The organism is Deltaproteobacteria bacterium (assembly GCA_019912665.1).
Lineage (GTDB): Bacteria > Desulfobacterota > GWC2-55-46 > GWC2-55-46 > GWC2-55-46 > UBA5799.
Genome location: JAIOIE010000006.1, coordinates 106,610 through 122,275, shown reverse-complemented (window position 1 = coordinate 122,275; position 15,666 = coordinate 106,610). Strand labels below are relative to the sequence as shown.

The 15,666-nt window shown below is 57.0% G+C and carries 11 protein-coding genes; 1 reads left to right on the top strand and 10 read right to left on the bottom strand.

Features of this window, described 5'->3' with window-relative positions:
* Positions 1-13: 13 nt before the first annotated feature.
* From K8I01_00630 to K8I01_00585, 10 genes are all read right to left on the bottom strand, one after another.
* Positions 14-1,765 carry a hypothetical protein gene (locus K8I01_00630; GenBank protein ID MBZ0218926.1) on the bottom strand — a complete coding sequence of 584 codons (1,752 nt, stop codon included), beginning with the start codon at positions 1,763-1,765 and terminating at the stop codon, positions 14-16.
* Between the two features lie 316 nt (positions 1,766-2,081).
* Entirely contained in the window at positions 2,082-3,488 is a 1,407-nt protein-coding gene (locus K8I01_00625) for a sigma-54 dependent transcriptional regulator (GenBank protein MBZ0218925.1), read from the bottom strand.
* 180 nt (positions 3,489-3,668) lie between these two features.
* On the bottom strand, positions 3,669-5,333 hold the full coding sequence (locus tag K8I01_00620) for a PAS domain S-box protein (protein ID MBZ0218924.1): 1,665 nt from the start codon (positions 5,331-5,333) through the stop codon (positions 3,669-3,671).
* Positions 5,334-5,345: 12 nt separating this feature from the next.
* The gene (locus K8I01_00615) at positions 5,346-6,566 is read right to left on the bottom strand and encodes a type II secretion system F family protein (GenBank protein MBZ0218923.1); all 1,221 of its coding nucleotides are present in this window, start codon (positions 6,564-6,566) and stop codon (positions 5,346-5,348) included.
* 3 nt (positions 6,567-6,569) lie between these two features.
* On the bottom strand, positions 6,570-7,691 hold the full coding sequence (locus K8I01_00610) for a type IV pilus twitching motility protein PilT (GenBank protein ID MBZ0218922.1): 1,122 nt from the start codon (positions 7,689-7,691) through the stop codon (positions 6,570-6,572).
* Positions 7,692-7,831: 140 nt separating this feature from the next.
* The gene (pilB, locus tag K8I01_00605) at positions 7,832-9,529 is read right to left on the bottom strand and encodes a type IV-A pilus assembly ATPase PilB (GenBank protein ID MBZ0218921.1); all 1,698 of its coding nucleotides are present in this window, start codon (positions 9,527-9,529) and stop codon (positions 7,832-7,834) included.
* Between the two features lie 102 nt (positions 9,530-9,631).
* A complete protein-coding gene (locus K8I01_00600; protein ID MBZ0218920.1) occupies positions 9,632-10,003 on the bottom strand; it encodes a response regulator in 372 nt (123 codons plus the stop codon).
* A gap of 103 nt (positions 10,004-10,106) precedes the next feature.
* Complete coding sequence (locus tag K8I01_00595) at positions 10,107-12,092, bottom strand: PAS domain S-box protein (GenBank protein MBZ0218919.1); 1,986 nt, start codon at positions 12,090-12,092, stop codon at positions 10,107-10,109.
* A gap of 273 nt (positions 12,093-12,365) precedes the next feature.
* Entirely contained in the window at positions 12,366-12,935 is a 570-nt protein-coding gene (gene pgsA, locus K8I01_00590; protein ID MBZ0218918.1) for a CDP-diacylglycerol--glycerol-3-phosphate 3-phosphatidyltransferase, read from the bottom strand.
* Between the two features lie 12 nt (positions 12,936-12,947).
* Positions 12,948-13,550, bottom strand: coding sequence for a lytic transglycosylase domain-containing protein (locus K8I01_00585; protein ID MBZ0218917.1), 603 nt, complete (start codon positions 13,548-13,550; stop codon positions 12,948-12,950).
* Between the two features lie 460 nt (positions 13,551-14,010).
* On the opposite strand from K8I01_00585, the gene nadB reads away from it, so the two are divergent.
* Positions 14,011-15,603 carry an L-aspartate oxidase gene (gene nadB, locus K8I01_00580; GenBank protein MBZ0218916.1) on the top strand — a complete coding sequence of 531 codons (1,593 nt, stop codon included), beginning with the start codon at positions 14,011-14,013 and terminating at the stop codon, positions 15,601-15,603.
* The last annotated feature ends 63 nt before the right edge of the window (positions 15,604-15,666 follow it).

The window sequence follows — 15,666 nt, the reverse complement described above, 5'->3', positions numbered from 1 at the left end:
CTTGTCGAATTAATCAGCGCCTAGCTGAAGCGCACCTGTTCTCCCTGTATTGTTCTAAATTCCTCTCGAACAGGGACTCAGCCTCTCCGGAGAAGTTTTTATCCCAAGGGAGCATGTTTTTCAAGGGATACCTTGCCACAATCGAGGGGGAATAGTCATTTATGGTCTTCCATCTCATCCGCTCCTCCCTCATATCCATCTCCCAATCGTCATCCCTGTGGAGCATCACCCCGAACCTTTTTCCGTTCTTCTCCGCGATTTTCTTGAACGCGTTCACATAGAACTCTATGTTCGCGCTTACAGGGGGATAGGTCTCGCAGATTATCGCGTCTATGTGCGGGGATGCGGCCATCTTCTCAAGGTCTACCCCGCGCTGCATCCCCCATGCGCCCCATTTGCGCGCGGACGGGACGGTGAAGTCCTTGTCCTCTATGGATTCATAGGAAAGGCTCCACTGGTGGAGCCCGAAATAGATAACGCCCTTCCACTCCGGGTTATCGGCGTTCACTTCGTTCGCCAAGGCTGCTACCTGGTCTATCCATGCCGACTGGAACAGAGCGGTCGTGAATTTCTGCCAATGCTTCCAAACGCCTTCTGCCCTCGGAAGTCCGCTGAAGGGCTGCCCCGGACGGACCACCTCAGGGACGTTATAGCCCGGGAAATATGAGGTCAGCCCGCCGCCATTTTGTACCATCTCCGTCCTGTGCACCGGGAACCTCTCGACGAGCCTGCCGTCGAATGTTACGTTATTCCTCCTGCAATATTCTTTCCAGTCCTTCAGCACTGCGTGGCTGTATGTGGGGTTGTTCCAGTAATCGAACCTGTAGTTGTTCCCTCTTACCCTTTCCCCGAAATAGACGAGGACGTCTTCGTTGAAAAAATACCCGTCAAGGAGTCCTTTGAACGGCTCAAGATACTTTCTCTCGTATTCGGCAAGGAAATGAGACACCGCCTCCCGGTTCAGGACATCAAAGAGCGGTCTTCCGTTTATCTCGGCAGGGACTATCGTCCCGTCCTCGAGCATCCTCCGGGCCTGGTATTCGGGGGTAATCCTTACGAAGGCCCGTATCCTCTCGATGAGCCTCCACGAGGTCGCCCAGAGCTCTATGCCATACGATTTCGCACGCCCCGCTATTTCGCGGTGGGCCCTGAGGTCGTCCGTTGAGTAGAAGAGCGTCTCATACTCGACGCCGTCGACCCGCCCCTTTATCTCGGTGAATATCGCGTCAGCCTCCTCAACCGTGCTTATTGCGCCGTATTTGCTGCTGTTATAGGTGCTTAACGACTGGGCAAGGAGATATACTCCGCACTCGGGAGTACCCGCCATTTCGTTTCTTTTTCCGTCAGGCGGGGCCGCCCTGTGCAGAGTAAGAGCGAACTCCCCGTCGCCGGTCTCAATTACCGCACTGTCTGGTTCGATTCTTCTGAGGACGCCTGCTCCGAATACGCTATCCCCTATATGGAAGCCTTCACGCTCGCCGGTCTCGATATTCAGAAAAAAAGCGCTGGCCTGGCCGGTATCGCCGATGGAAGTGCCTATGAGCTCGACACCTCGAATGGGTGTCGTGCCTTTTGTCTTATAGGCTGCAGCATCTTTTGTCATACCGGTAGCGATTCGGGCAGGGCCTGGCCCGTCAAAGTCGGCCTCTATCACATCGAGCCGGGCTTTAGCGGCGGCTTCATCTTGCGCCGGTTCTGGAGCTGAAATGGTGCCTGCCTTCCATGCCGGTCCGCCGGCCGCGTAAAAAGCATCTTTCCGCGCCATCGTTATCCCGACGGTCAGTGAGAAAACTGCGAATATCAGAAGAATTCCGGCAATTATGTTTTTCGAAGGCGCGAACCGCATCCGGTCTATCCTTGATCCCTGTATTCCAGAACGGCTCGGCTTATTGGAACAGGAGTATGCCAGCCAGGCAAACGTTGGAAGAGGTTTAAGGCAACCCTAAAAATTAGAGATTTTTCCCGTAATCAAGGAAGGCTGGGAATAAAAAGCGGAGCATATATTGAGAATATGTGAGCATTTTTATTCCCGTAACTACGCAGAGTCCGGGGAAAAGATCGATTTTTAGAGTTGCATTAAGCTACTCGTCCTTGCCGCCGTCTATCGCGTATTTTTCAAGCTTGTATCTCATGGACCTGAAGGAAAGCCCCAGGAGACCGGCCGCCTTTTTCTTTACTCCGCCTGCTTTTTTGAGGGCATCGGCGATTATAGCCTTCTCGAAATCCTCAACGGTCTTTTCGAGGTCCATCCCGGTCTCCGGCACTCTTGCCTGCCCGTCCTGGGCCGGCAGAAGGGTATGGAGCTCTGGCCTCTCGGCCCTTACGTGCGCCGGGAGGCTCCCGGCCCCTATCTCCTGGCCCTCCTCAAGCGTAACGGCCCTCTCAACTATATTCTCGAGCTCCCTTACGTTGCCGGAATAATCATAATCCATGAGCGCGAGCATGGCCTCGCCGGAAAAGCCGCCTACTTTCTTCCCGAGCGCCTTATTGTACTTCTCGAGGAAGTGCCTTGCGAGGTGCGGGACATCCTCCTTCCGCTCCCTCAATGGCGGGGTCGCAATCCTTATGACGTTCAGCCTGTAGAAGAGGTCCTCCCTGAACCTCCCCTCCCTGACCTCGGCCTCCACGTCCCTGTTCGAGGCCGCGATGAGCCGTATGTCGACCGTCCTGTCCGATGAGCCGCCGACCGGCCTGAAGCGCCTCTCCTGTATGAAGCGCAGGAGCTTCACCTGCAGGTGGAGCGGCAGCTCGGTTATCTCGTCGAGGAAGAGCGTTCCCCCGTCAGACTGGTCGGCAAGCCCTTCCCTGTTGGCTACCGCCCCGGTAAAGGCGCCTTTCACATGCCCGAATATCTCGCTCTCAAGGAGGTTCTCCGGGATAGCCCCGCAGTTCACGGCCACGAACGGCCGGTCCTTCCGGTCGCTCTCCTCGTGTATGGCCCTGGCCACGAGCTCCTTCCCGGTCCCGCTTTCGCCGGTTATGAAGACATTGGCCTTTGTTTTCGCGACGCTCATTATAAGCGAGTATATCTCGGCCATCCTGGGGCTAGTGCCGACTATCTTCGAAAACCCGAGCCGGGTCTTGATCTCGTTTTTAAGGAGTCTGTTCTCGCGCGCAAGCTTCTTAAGCTCCAGCGCCTTCCTTATCGTAAGCTTCACTTCGTCTATGTTGAAGGGCTTTATGAAATAATCGTGCGCCCCGGCCTTCATTGCCTCTATCGCGGTCTCTACCGACGCGTAAGCCGTTATCATTATGACGAGCGCCTCGGGGTCCATCTCCTTCAGCGCCTTCAGGAACTCTACCCCGCCCATCCCCGGCATCCTTACGTCCGAGATTACGAGGTCAGCCCCCCTCTCGCGTATCTCGTCGATGGCGATCGCGGCGGAATCGGCCCCGACCGCGTCATAGCCTTCCTTTGCGAGCATTATCTCAAGGAACTCCCTCATGCTCTTCTCATCGTCTACGATAATTATCCTCTGCCTGCCCATAAGCCGTCCTGCGCTGATTTCAGTGATGGCGCGCTGCGCTGAAGCCTGAACCTTCCCCTTTCCAAAACGGGATAAAGTGGATTATAAACGACTTTGCTATAATCCACTACCCTCTATTTGGAAAAATGGGACGGTCAAGGAACAAGGGGCGGTCTCTTCCGTTTCGAACCGAAGCCCGCCCTAAACCCTTATCCCTTCGCTCTCGACCGGAAGGAGTATCCTGAAGACCGCGCCCCTGCCATCCGCGTTCGAGACCTCGATAGTGCCGTTATGGCTCTCGATTATCCTGTGGACTATGGCAAGGCCCAGCCCCGTGCCCCTCTCCTTCGTCGAGAAGAACGGGTCGAATATCTTCCCTGCGTCCTCGGGCCTTATGCCTTTGCCGGTGTCCGAGACCGTGACCTCGACGAAGCCCATGCCGGTGTCGTCCTTTAGCCCGCCTTCCGGCCAGCGCCTCGCTGTCACCATCAGCGTTCCTCCGCCCTCCATTGCGTGGAGGGCGTTAAGGAATAGGTTCCAGAAGACCTGGCCGAGCTGCCTGTGGTCCCCCATGATGTTAAAACGCTCGCCGACCCTCGACTCTATCCGTATGTTCGAGGCCTCAGGGCAGTTCCTTATGAGCCTCACCGTCTCGTCGATCACGGCCGAGAGGTCGACGAGCTCCCTTTCCGCCTCCCTTGCGGGTCTGGCGAAAAGCAGGTAGTCGGTTATGAGGCTATTCAGCCTGTCCGTCTCCGAGAGTATTATGTCCATGAGCCGCCTGTTCTCTCCCTCGGCGGATTCTGCCCGCAACAGCTGTATGGAGCCGCTTATCGAGGCGAGCGGGTTCCGTATCTCGTGGGCGATGCCTACGGAGACCTCGCCAAGGGCCTTCATGCGCTCGTCCCTCCGGAGCGCCTCCTCCATCTTCTTAAGGCGCGTCAAGTCCTGGAAGATTATTATCCTCCCGACCTCGCCGCCCTGCCCCTGCGAGATGCTGAAGCCCAGGTATATCTCCTCCCCGGTCTTTTTCCTGAACCTTTCCTCCACCCTCCTCCCGCCCTGCGGGGCCATGAGGCCTTTCCTTATCATGCCCGGGAATATCTCCTCGACGTCCTTGTAATAGACGTCCCGGAGCGTATAGCCTGTGACGCTCTCGGCCTCACGGTTAAAGGAGGTAATCCTCATCCTGTCGTCGAGCGTCATTATGCCGCTCGTTATGTTCTCGATTATCTGCCTGTTCAGGGCCTCGAGCTTCTCGTAGTCGATCTCCTTCTCTTCGAGCTCCCTTTCCACCCGGGCCGCCCTCTCGGCGAGATAGCCCGTAAGATAGGCGACCGTGAAAAACGCCAGTATGTTGGTCGAGACCGTGACGAAGACGTACTTCCAGGGCGGCGCGAAGGCCGGGGAGACGAGCTTGTACTCCGCGGGGAGCATCCCGTAGAAATCGAGGTCTATGAGGACCCCGTAGGCTATGCTTGAAACCGAAGCCGCGTAGAAACCCGCGCGTTTGCCGAGGAGTATGGCCGCGCCTATCACGATAAGCGGATAGAGCGCGTGCAGGTAGCTCTCGGTGCCGCCGGTTATGTAGACTATTACGGTGGCGAGGGCAATGTCTATGGTGACCTGGGCGTAGGTGAAGAGCTTGAGATTCCTGACCCTGCCCAGGAGGAGAGCGTAGAAGATCGTAAGGAGCCCCACAGCCGCTGCAACGCCGTAGAGCGGATAGAAGTTGAGGAGGGCAAGAGATGCTCCCCTCACCTGGAACCAGGCTGTTACGCCCAGGAATGAGAGCGCAAGCACCACCCTCAAGACCATCATGGCCAGCAGCCTGGCCCTAAGAGCATCCTTCGGGTAAGCCTGCATTATCCGGACCGCCTAGCCTCCTGCAGCGCCTGCTATCTGGAATATCGGCAGGTAAAGGGCTATAACAAGGCCGCCTACGACTATACCGAGGAAGGCCATGAGCATAGGCTCTATTAGCGAGGTAAGGGCCTCGACCGCCTGGTCCACCTCTTCCTCGTAAAAATCAGCGATCTTGGAGAGCATGGCGTCAAGCGCGCCGGTCGACTCTCCGACCGCTATCATCTGCGTGACCATGCCCGGGAAGACCTTCGTCTCGGAAAGGGGCTCGGCAAGCGTTTTGCCCTGGCTCAAGCTCGTCCTGGCCTTTACGACCGCCTCCTCGATTATCACGTTTCCGGCCGTCTTTGAGACTATCTCGAGACTTTCAAGTATGGGCACACCGCTTGAAAGCATCGTGCCGAGCGTCCTTGTGAACCTCGCGACGGCCGTCTTCCTGATTAAATCACCGATTACGGGGGCCTTGAGGAAGACCTGGTCCATGACCCTACGCCCCTTGGTGGTCTTATATAGCCTGTTGAGCCCTATGATAGTCCCCACCAGGACGCCGATGATGATATACCACGAGCTCTTCAGCGCGTTACTCATGTTGACGACCAGCTGCGTCGGCGCGGGCAATGCCTGGCCGAAGTCGGCGAACATGTCGTCGAATATGGGGACGACCCAGAGGAGGAGGCCGGCGACGACGAGGCAGGCGATGACTATGACGGCGACCGGATAGGTCATTGCGCCTTTTATCTTGCCCTTGAGCTTTTCGGATTTCTCCATGAAACCCGAGAGCCTGTTGAGGATGGTATCGAGTATGCCGCCGACTTCTCCGGCGGCAATGAGGTTCACGTACAGGTCGTCGAAGACCTTGGGGTGCTTCCTGAGGGCGTCCGCGAAGGTCGAACCGCCCTCGACCGAGGACTTGACGTCAAGGAGTATCTTCTTGAACTCCTGGTTCTCCTGCTGGCCGGCAAGGATGTCGAGGCACTGGACCAGCGGCAGGCCCGCGTCTATCATTGTCGCGAACTGCCTGCTGAATATGACGATGTCCTTCGTCTTGATCCCTCCGCCGAGGCCCGGGATCTTTATCTCCGAGAGAGAGCGCTTGGCCTTTTTGGGCCCTATGGAGGCGGGCACTATCTGCTGGCGCCTGAGTGATGCCGTCGCCTGCGCGACACTGGCGGCCTCTATCTCGCCCCTCCTCGGCTCCCCGGCGAGCGTTTTTCCGCTATAGACGAAAGTAGGCATGGCTTACATTGTCCTCCCTGCCGGCGCGCCTGGCCTCAGCACGCCCGCATTGGCGAGCATCTGGCGGAGCTCGTCCGGCTCGGAGCTCCTTCCGAGGGCCTCCTCGAGGGTTATAAGCCTCCTCGAATACAGGTTTATGAGGCTCTGGTTCATGGTCTGCATGCCGAACTTGGTCTGGCCGACCTGCATCTGCGAGTATATCTGGTGGAGCTTGTCCTCCCTTATGAGGTTCCTTATGGCGGCGTTGGGGACCATCACCTCTATCGCGATGACCCTGCCCTTGCCGTCCGCGCTCGGGATAAGGAGCTGCGAGAGCACGCCCTCGAGGACGAACGAGAGCTGCGCCCTTATCTGCGGCTGCTGGTTCGAGGGGAAGACGTCCACTATCCTGTTTATGGTCTGGACGCAGGAGTTCGTGTGGAGAGTCGCGAAGCAGAGGTGGCCCGTCTCCGCTATGGTAAGGGCCGTCTCTATCGTGTCCATGTCGCGTAGCTCTCCGAGGAGCACCACGTCCGGGTCCTGCCTGAGCACGTACTTGAGGGCCTTCTTGAAGGCGAAGGTGTCGTACCCGACCTCCCTCTGGTTCACGAGGGCCATCTTGGAGCCGTGGAGGTACTCTATGGGGTCCTCTATGGTGATTATGTGCTCCGCCCTCTCGGAGTTTATCTTGTCTATTATCGAGGCCAGGGTAGTGGATTTACCGCTCCCGGTCGGCCCCGTGACGAGAACGAGGCCGCGCGGCTTCTTTGAAAGCTCTTCCATTATGGGCGGAAGCCCCAGTTCCTGGAAAGATTTTATCTTGAAGGGGATGGTCCTGAAGACCCCGGCGACGCTACCCCTCTGGACGAAGAGGTTGCCCCTGAAGCGGCTCAAGCCCTTCAGGCCGAAGGAGAAATCGAGCTCGTTCTCCTCCTCGAACTTGTGCTTCTGCACGTCCGTCAGTATGGAATAGCAGAGCTGCTTCGAGTCTATCCCGGAAAGGACGGGCATGTTCAAGGGGGCGAGCTTGCCGTGGACCCTCACCCTCGGCGGCGACCCGGCGGTTATGTGCAGGTCGCTCCCGCCCTGCTCTAGCATCACGCGGAGGAGCTCCTGCATGTTGTATTTGTTGCCTTCTACCGCCATCGGGATCTCCTTTCCTCATTATGCCGGTGCCGGACCCGCAAGCCGCAGTCTCCGGCGCCGCACGGCTTTCTTTTCGTGAAATTCTATAATCAGGCGCTTGCCGCGCGTAAGGACAAAAGTTACACGCGGGGTGGCCGGCGTCAGTCCGCCATCGTCACCCTGAGGACCTCTTCAACCGTCGTTACGCCCTCGGCGACCTTGGTTATGCCGCTCATACGGAGCGATTTCATCCCCTCTTTGATGGCAGCCCTTTTTATCTCAGCCGAGGACGCGCCGTTAAGGACCATGTCCTTGATGCCCTCGGTGAAGGGCATGACCTCGTAAAGGGCGATCCGGCCCTTATAGCCCGTCCCGCCGCACGTGGCGCAGCCGTTCCCCTTGGAGGCCTCCATCCGCTTCGCCTCCTCCGGCGTTGCGCCGAGGTCCAATAGCACCTTCTCCGTTATCTGCACCTTTGCCTTGCAGTCCTTGCAAATCTTCCTCGCTAGCCTCTGGGCGAGTATCAGGTTGCACGCGGACGAGACCAGGAACGGCTCTATGCCCATGTTTAGGAGCCTGTTGACCGTCGAGGGCGCGTCGTTCGTGTGAAGCGTCGAGAGGACCAGGTGGCCCGTCAGGGCCGCCTTCACCGCTATCTCGGCGGTCTCGTAGTCCCGTATCTCACCGACCATTATGATGTCGGGGTCCTGCCTCAAAAAGCTCCTGAGGGCGGCGGCGAAATTCAGGCCTATGTCCTCGTGCATCTGCACCTGGTTTATGCCCATGAGGTTGAATTCAACCGGGTCCTCTGCGGTCGAGATGTTCTCGCTCACCTTGTTGAGCTCTGATAGAGCCGAGTAAAGGGTGGTCGTCTTTCCGCTGCCGGTCGGGCCGGTGACGAGCACTATGCCCCAGGGCTTATGGATGGCACCCATGAAGTCCTTCAAGGCCTTCTCCTCGAAGCCCAGCTTGGTCATGTCGAGCTGGAGGTTACTTTTGTCGAGGAGCCTTAAGCAGACCTTCTCGCCGAAGAGGGTCGGCAGCACCGAGACCCTGTAGTCCATCTCCTTGTTCTTGGAGAGCTTGAGCTTTATCCTGCCGTCCTGGGGAAGCCTCCTCTCGGCTATGTCCAGGTTGCTTATTATCTTGAGCCTCGAGACGATGGCGTTCTTGAGCTTCATCGGGGGCTTCATCATCTCCTGGAGGACCCCGTCGACCCTGTACCTTACGCGGAAATGCTTCTCATAGGGCTCGATATGGATGTCGCTCGCGCCACGCTTTATGGCGTCGGTCAGGATGAGGTTCACGAGCTTGACGACAGGGGCGTCCTCGACGGCCTTCTTCAAGTCCGAGAGGTCGACCTCCTCCTCTTCCTTCACGACCTCCATCTCGTTCTCGTCGAACTCGGTGAGGACGCCGTCGAGCCCCATCTCCGGGGTCTCGTAATACTTCTCTATCGCGTTCTTTATCGCGGCGTCGGAGGCAAGGAGCGGCTCCACGTTATAGCCGGTCAGGAATTTTATATCGTCAATGGCGAAGATGTTCGAAGGGTCGGCCATCGCGACCACCAGGGTAGAACCCGTCCTGCTGATCGGTATGACCTGGTACTTCCTGGCCACGTCCTCGGGGATGAGCTTTATTACCTCGTGGTCGACTTCCTGCGTGGAAAGGTCTATGGTGGGTATGCCGTATTGCCTGCTCAGAAACGAGGTCAGGTCCTTCTCGGATATGAAACCGAGCTTCGAGAGGTTATAGCCGAGCCTCCCGCCTCCTTTTTTCTGCTCATCTATCGCCTTATTGAGCTGGTCCGGCGTTATGAGCCTTTCTCGTAATAAGAGCTCGCCTATTCTGTCTGTCATCGTCCCCGATTAGCTGGTGACAAAATTTGTCAGCCTATGTTAGTAGATTAGAAATACGAAGTCAAGAAGACGCCTGGTCCGGGCGCGTACCCTTCGAAAATATCAGGCGTATTTCATGGCGGTACTCACTATCTCCTCGGAAAAAAAGGGCTTTCTTATGTAAACGTCTATCATGCCTTCCTTCACTCCTTCGAAAATAGCCATGTCCGCGTCCTTGAAATACCCTGTAAAGAGCACCACATTGGTCCCCGGCCGGAGCTTTTTAATTTCCCTGAAGGCATCGAGGCCGTTCATGCCGGGCATTACCATATCGAGGAAAACCAGCGAATATTCAAATTTTTTAATCTCGTCCAGGGCTTGTGGGGCGCTGGTCACATAATTGGCCTCAAACCCCGCGTCCTTTAGCATCTCGGACATCCCAATGCCGACGGTCTCCTCGTCGTCTACCACAAGGACCCGTTTCGATTTGCCCATAGAAGACCCTCCTTATATATCGGCACTGCGGTAAATACCTTGAAACCACTTTTCATTTTTTCCGAGGGAACTCATCCGTTCCGCCCGGAGCGCGGCTATATCCTTATTTTTCTAGGAAAACAGGGAGATAGACCCTGAAAACGGCGCCTCCGAATGGGTTATTGTCCACCTCTATCCTCCCGCCATGCTCCTTTAATATGCTCTGGGAGATGGAAAGGCCCAGGCCGATGTTATTTCCCCCGCCCTTCTCCTTGGTGGTGAAAAAAGGGTCGAAGACCTTATCCTTCATATCCCCGGGCACTCCCGGACCGGTATCCCTGAACTCGGCGAGCGAGTACGTCTTCCCGTCGGCCTCCACTGTCCTGGTGGATATGAATATGCTGCCCTTGCCGCCTATCGCATCCCTTGCGTTCTTGAGTATGTTGAGCACAACCTCCATGACCTGCCCCTTGTTGCCGTACACCTTCGGGAGCGTCGGGTCGAAGTCCTCGATTATCTCGATGGACCTCGTCTTTATCTCGGATATGAAGATAGTGAGGGTTGCGCGTATGGCCTCGTTAAGGAACATCGGGGCATAATCGGCCCTTGAGGGCCTGGAATAGGTGAGGACGTCCATAATGATGTACTTCGAGCGCACGGCCGCGTCCCTTATCTTATCCAGCAGGAAATATTTCGGGTCATCCTTCCCGGTCCTCCTCATGAGGACCTCGGTTATGCTGAGTATCCCGGCAAGGGGGCTGTTTAGCTCGTGGGCAATGCCTGCGCCCATCTCGCCCAGGCTTATAAGCTTCGCCGATTGGATGAACTTCTGCTCCGAGCTCTTTAGCTTCGCATAGGCATCCCTGAGCTCACGGAGCGAGCAGTCGAGCTCTGAAGTGCGGCTCCGCACCGTCTCCTCAAGCTCATGGACGTGCCTCTTTATCGTCTCTTCCAGGGCCCTTCTCTCGGATATGTCCCTCCATATCTCCTGTATGTACTTTCTGCCGTTCAGTTCGAGAATAGAGGCTGCGACCTCGACCGGGACCAGGGCGCCGTCCTTGCGCCTCACGAGGAGCTCTTTCAAGCGCCCCCCGCCCCCGTCTGCCCAGCCGTAATCGGAGCTCAAATAAGGCCTGATGTCCTCCGGCGGGAAAAGGTCTTCCGCCGCCATACCCAGCAGCTCATCTTTCGAGTACCCGAGGAGCGCCGAGGCCGCAGGGTTAGCGTCGGTGTACTTCCCTGACTCCATATCGCGGAGCACGATGGTGTCGGCAGCCGTGCTCACGAGCTTCGAGTATTTCTCTCCCAGGTCCCTCAAATCGGCCGTGGCCTTAATGAGCGTCTCCGCCATGCGGTCGAAGGACTCGGCGACCTGCTCCAACTCGTCCCCGGTCCTCAAGCCCACCCTGAAGTCCAGCCTGCCGTTCGATATGGCCTCAGCCCCTTCCCTGAGCTTCGTAAGCGGCATGAGGAGGCGCTTTTTTACAAGGGCGAAGACGGCAAGCGTTGCGGCCAGGAATATCCCGCCGCCCCATATCATGAAGACGTCCCTATGCGATTCGATCACCCTTTCATGGTCCCTTAGCGAGACGGAGACCGAGACCGCTCCTGTGACGCTCCCGGCCTCCCAGCCGCCATGGCAGGCCAGGCATTCGCCTGTTACCAGAACAGGTAACACATGCCGGGCCAGCCTGTGCCCCTCCCCGGAAATCTCGGTCCTCTCCGAGGCGGTACCGGCAAGGGCCAGCTTTTCGAGCTCGTCAGCCGGAGCCCCGCCCATATCCGTCCTGTCAAAGCCTGCCTCCATATGTCCGCCGGCTGCATGGGCTGAATTTGCTGCCTGGTTATGTATGACGCGTATCTCCTCGATGCCGGGGATGCGGCGGAATCGCTCGAGGACTGCGCTGTTTTCGTCATTTCCTCCACCGAGCTTCATGGATGTGTGGAGCTGATCGAAAACGGCTGCGGATAATTTCCTGGCCTCTCCCGCTCCCATCTCCTCGATAAGGGCGGAATGGGACCTTTTCTCCATGTGATGAAAGGCTGAAATGCCGGCGAGAAGTATGCCGCCGATGTAAAATGTGAACCGCCTTGAAAGATTGATGCGCATAGGGTAAAGGGGCTGCGGTAATCATTAAAGAGCGTCCGGACGGGCGTTCCTTCGGGTCCTAGCTGGCGCTGAAAAGATATTGAGAGGGCCTTGCAAAAAGTTTCCCCCAAAGTCTTTTTCAGCATCTCGCTAAGACGCGCGTGCCGGTCCGTTCAGACGCCCTCAGGGCCGCTGCATCTTATTTTTTTTTGAAAGCCTGGGATAAAGTGGAGGCGATGGGATAAGCCTGGATGATTTCGTCCGTGTAAATTCTATCTGTCCCGGGCCAGGTTGTCAATTTCCGGCGGAGCGCCCGGACCTGAAGAAGGCCATGAAGTAATCGATACCCGACCACATCGTGAGTATGAAGGCTATGACCAGCAGGCCTGAGCCGACGAGGTGGAAGTCCAATCCGAAATAGGGATAATGGATGATGAGCGGGACAAGGGCGACTATCTGGGCCATGGTCTTCCATTTCCCGAGCCGGCTCGCCGCGATGACTACACCCGAATCGGCGGCAACCGCCCGTAGGCCCGTAACCGCCATCTCACGCCCGATCATGAGCGCTACGACCCAGGCCGGGACCCTGCCGAGCGGTATGAGCATTATGAACGCGGTCGTGATGAGGAGCTTATCGGCGAGCGGGTCCAGGAACTTGCCTAGCGAGGTTATGATGCCCCGTTTCCGGGCAAGATACCCGTCCAGCCAGTCGGTTAGACAGACGAGCGCAAAAAAGACTGCCGCCGCGAGGCTCATGCCCCTGCCCGGCGATAAAAGCATGATCACAAGGACCGGGGCCGCCCCGATCCTCACGAGAGATATGCTGTTCGGTAGGTTCAAGCCTTCATGCCGTTCCGCGCCCATATCGAGACCAGCCTACCGCGACCCGGAACTGTAGAGGTTATGGTAATGGAGCACCCTTTTGACATAGGTCTGGGTTTCCGAGTAAGGCGGTATCGCGCCGTATTTAAGGACAGCGTTCTCGCCCGCGTTGTAGGCGGCCACCGCGAGCGGCACCTGCCAATTGAACATCCGAAGGAGCTTGGAAAGGTACTTTATCCCGCCCTCGACGTTCTCGACCGGGTCGTGTATGTTCCTTACGCCCATCCTCGACGCAGTTGCAGGCATAAGCTGCATGAGGCCGGTCGCCCCCTTCTTGGAGACCGCGGCCGGGTCGAAATCGGACTCGGCCTTCACTATCGCCTTTACCAGCGTCGGGTCAACTCCGTACTTCTCGGCAGTGCTCTTTATCATCTCCTCGAACCTGCCCTCGGGGAGGTTCTTGAAGGCGGGATTGGAGGGAGAGAGGACTGACGGGACCCTCTCCTTCATCATCCATTTATACTCTGCCGTGGTCGGTACGTTAGTGATGTGGACGACCCCGTTCTCGTCCGTGTACTGGTAGAAATCGGCCAGCGCCATAAGCGGCGAGCCGAAGGCCAGGGCGGCCGACAGGATGACAAGATGTCGTAGCTTCATAAGGGTCTTACCTCATTCCAGGCAGCGGGCGCGCCTAAATCCGCGGCCGGACAGCATTATGCCTCGCCGGAAAGGGTACTTTCTGCCCTGAACAGTCTACAATGCAGGTCTTAAAAGGGCAAGATTTTTTTATGGCGGCGCTGGCCGCGCTCATTTGAATTTGACAAAAAATCCGTCTTGTCTTAATCTGAAATCGTCTCTGTAAGAATATCGCTGGAAGGCGCGGAAAGGTTTAATAATTTTTTGCGGACCCGGCATGGTCGGGCCCTCCCCGGCACGGTATTATTTTTAGGGAAGGTCTGATTAATTCGCAAATGTTGTCATTCTGAGCGAAGCGAAGAATCTCGTATTTAGGAATCAGCTGGTTACGAGATTCTTCGGTCGCTTACGCTCCCTCAGAATGGCAGAAACGGAATTAATCAGACCTTTTTATGAGGTTGAATTCAAGGAGCCGTTTATTTTGGAATTCAAATCCGATTTTCTTGTCATAGGGACCGGCATAGCCGGCCTTACCTTCGCGCTTAAGGCGGCCGAGGCCGGGAGCGTTTCCCTCGTAACTAAAAGAAATATCAGCGAGTCGGCCACCTACTATGCCCAGGGCGGGATAGCCTCGGTCCTTAGCGCCGAGGACACCTTTGACGCGCACATAAAGGACACGCAGGACGCCGGGGCCGGACTATGCAAAGGCGAGATCGTCGAGATGGTCGTGAGGGACGGCCCGGCAAGGATACAGGAGCTCATCCAGCTCGGCGTGAAGTTCTCGAGCAGGAAAGGGAACGGGAGCGAGCTGGACCTGGGGAAGGAAGGCGGCCACTCGAAGCGGCGGATAGTCCACGCCGAAGACCTGACGGGCAGGGCAGTCGAGGAGGCCCTTGTCTCGGCCGTAAGGTCCCACCCCCGGATTTCGGTCCACGAGAACCACATAGCGATAGACCTCATCTGCCATACGAAATTCGTCGGCCCTGCCCCCGAGGAGACGGTCTGGGGCGCATACGTCCTCAACAAGGAGACCGGCGAGATAGCGACTTTCCTCGCTGGCGCAACGATACTCGCGACCGGCGGGGCCGGGAAAGTCTATCTCTATACGAGCAACCCTGATGTTGCAACGGGCGACGGTATAGCCATGGGCTACAGGGCCGGGGCCGAGATAGCCGACATGGAGTTCGTCCAGTTCCACCCGACCTGCCTTTACCACCCCAGGGCCAAGAGCTTTCTCATATCCGAGGCGGTCCGCGGTGAAGGAGGGGTGCTTCTTTTGAAGGACGGTACCCCGTTCATGAAGAAGCACCATACGATGGCCGACCTGGCACCCAGGGACATAGTCGCGCGGGCCATAGACTACGAGCTTAAAAAGAGCGGGGACGACTGCGTCTACCTCGACATAAGCTCCAAGCCCCAGGAGTTCGTGAAGGAGCGATTCCCGAACATATACAGAAAGTGCCTCGAATTCGGCTTCGACATGACAATGGAGCCCCTGCCGGTCGTCCCGGCCGCCCACTATACCTGCGGCGGCATAAGGACAGATAGCTTCGGAAGGAGCAGCATAAAGAGGCTCTACGCCATAGGCGAGACCGCCTGCACGGGCCTTCACGGGGCCAACCGCCTTGCCTCTAACTCGCTCCTCGAGGCCCTGGTTTTCGCGCACAGGGCAGCTGATGACGCCGGTAAACTTTTAAAGGCTGAACTGCAAAGCCTCCCATCCATACCGCAATGGCAGACCGGAGAAGCCGTCGTGAGCGAAGAGGCCGTGGTGATAACGCAGAACTGGGACGAGATACGGCGTTTCATGTGGAACTATGTCGGCATAGTCCGCTCTGACCGGCGCCTTGAAAGGGCCGAGAGGAGGATAGAGCTCCTTAAAAACGAAATAAACCAGTATTACTGGGATTTCACCATCACCAACAACCTTGTTGAGCTTAGAAATATCGCAACAGTCGCAGAGCTCATCATAAAATCCGCCCTCATGCGAAAGGAATCCAGGGGGCTCCACTATAACCTCGACCACCCCGAGAGGGATGAAAAGTTCCTTCAAGATACCATCCTAATTATCTGAAATATCTGCCTTTCCGGCTAGTCGCCTTAAACCGCAGTACCTCGCCTCAAACCGGCTTGAAAA

Coding starts and splice junctions, on each gene's coding strand:
- K8I01_00630 (MBZ0218926.1), bottom strand. CDS start 1,765: ATGGCGCGGAAAGATGCTTTTTACGCGGCCGGCGGACCGGCATGGAAG.
- K8I01_00625 (MBZ0218925.1), bottom strand. CDS start 3,488: ATGGGCAGGCAGAGGATAATTATCGTAGACGATGAGAAGAGCATGAGG.
- K8I01_00620 (MBZ0218924.1), bottom strand. CDS start 5,333: ATGCAGGCTTACCCGAAGGATGCTCTTAGGGCCAGGCTGCTGGCCATG.
- K8I01_00615 (MBZ0218923.1), bottom strand. CDS start 6,566: ATGCCTACTTTCGTCTATAGCGGAAAAACGCTCGCCGGGGAGCCGAGG.
- K8I01_00610 (MBZ0218922.1), bottom strand. CDS start 7,691: ATGGCGGTAGAAGGCAACAAATACAACATGCAGGAGCTCCTCCGCGTG.
- pilB (MBZ0218921.1), bottom strand. CDS start 9,529: ATGACAGACAGAATAGGCGAGCTCTTATTACGAGAAAGGCTCATAACG.
- K8I01_00600 (MBZ0218920.1), bottom strand. CDS start 10,003: ATGGGCAAATCGAAACGGGTCCTTGTGGTAGACGACGAGGAGACCGTC.
- K8I01_00595 (MBZ0218919.1), bottom strand. CDS start 12,092: ATGCGCATCAATCTTTCAAGGCGGTTCACATTTTACATCGGCGGCATA.
- pgsA (MBZ0218918.1), bottom strand. CDS start 12,935: ATGGGCGCGGAACGGCATGAAGGCTTGAACCTACCGAACAGCATATCT.
- K8I01_00585 (MBZ0218917.1), bottom strand. CDS start 13,550: ATGAAGCTACGACATCTTGTCATCCTGTCGGCCGCCCTGGCCTTCGGC.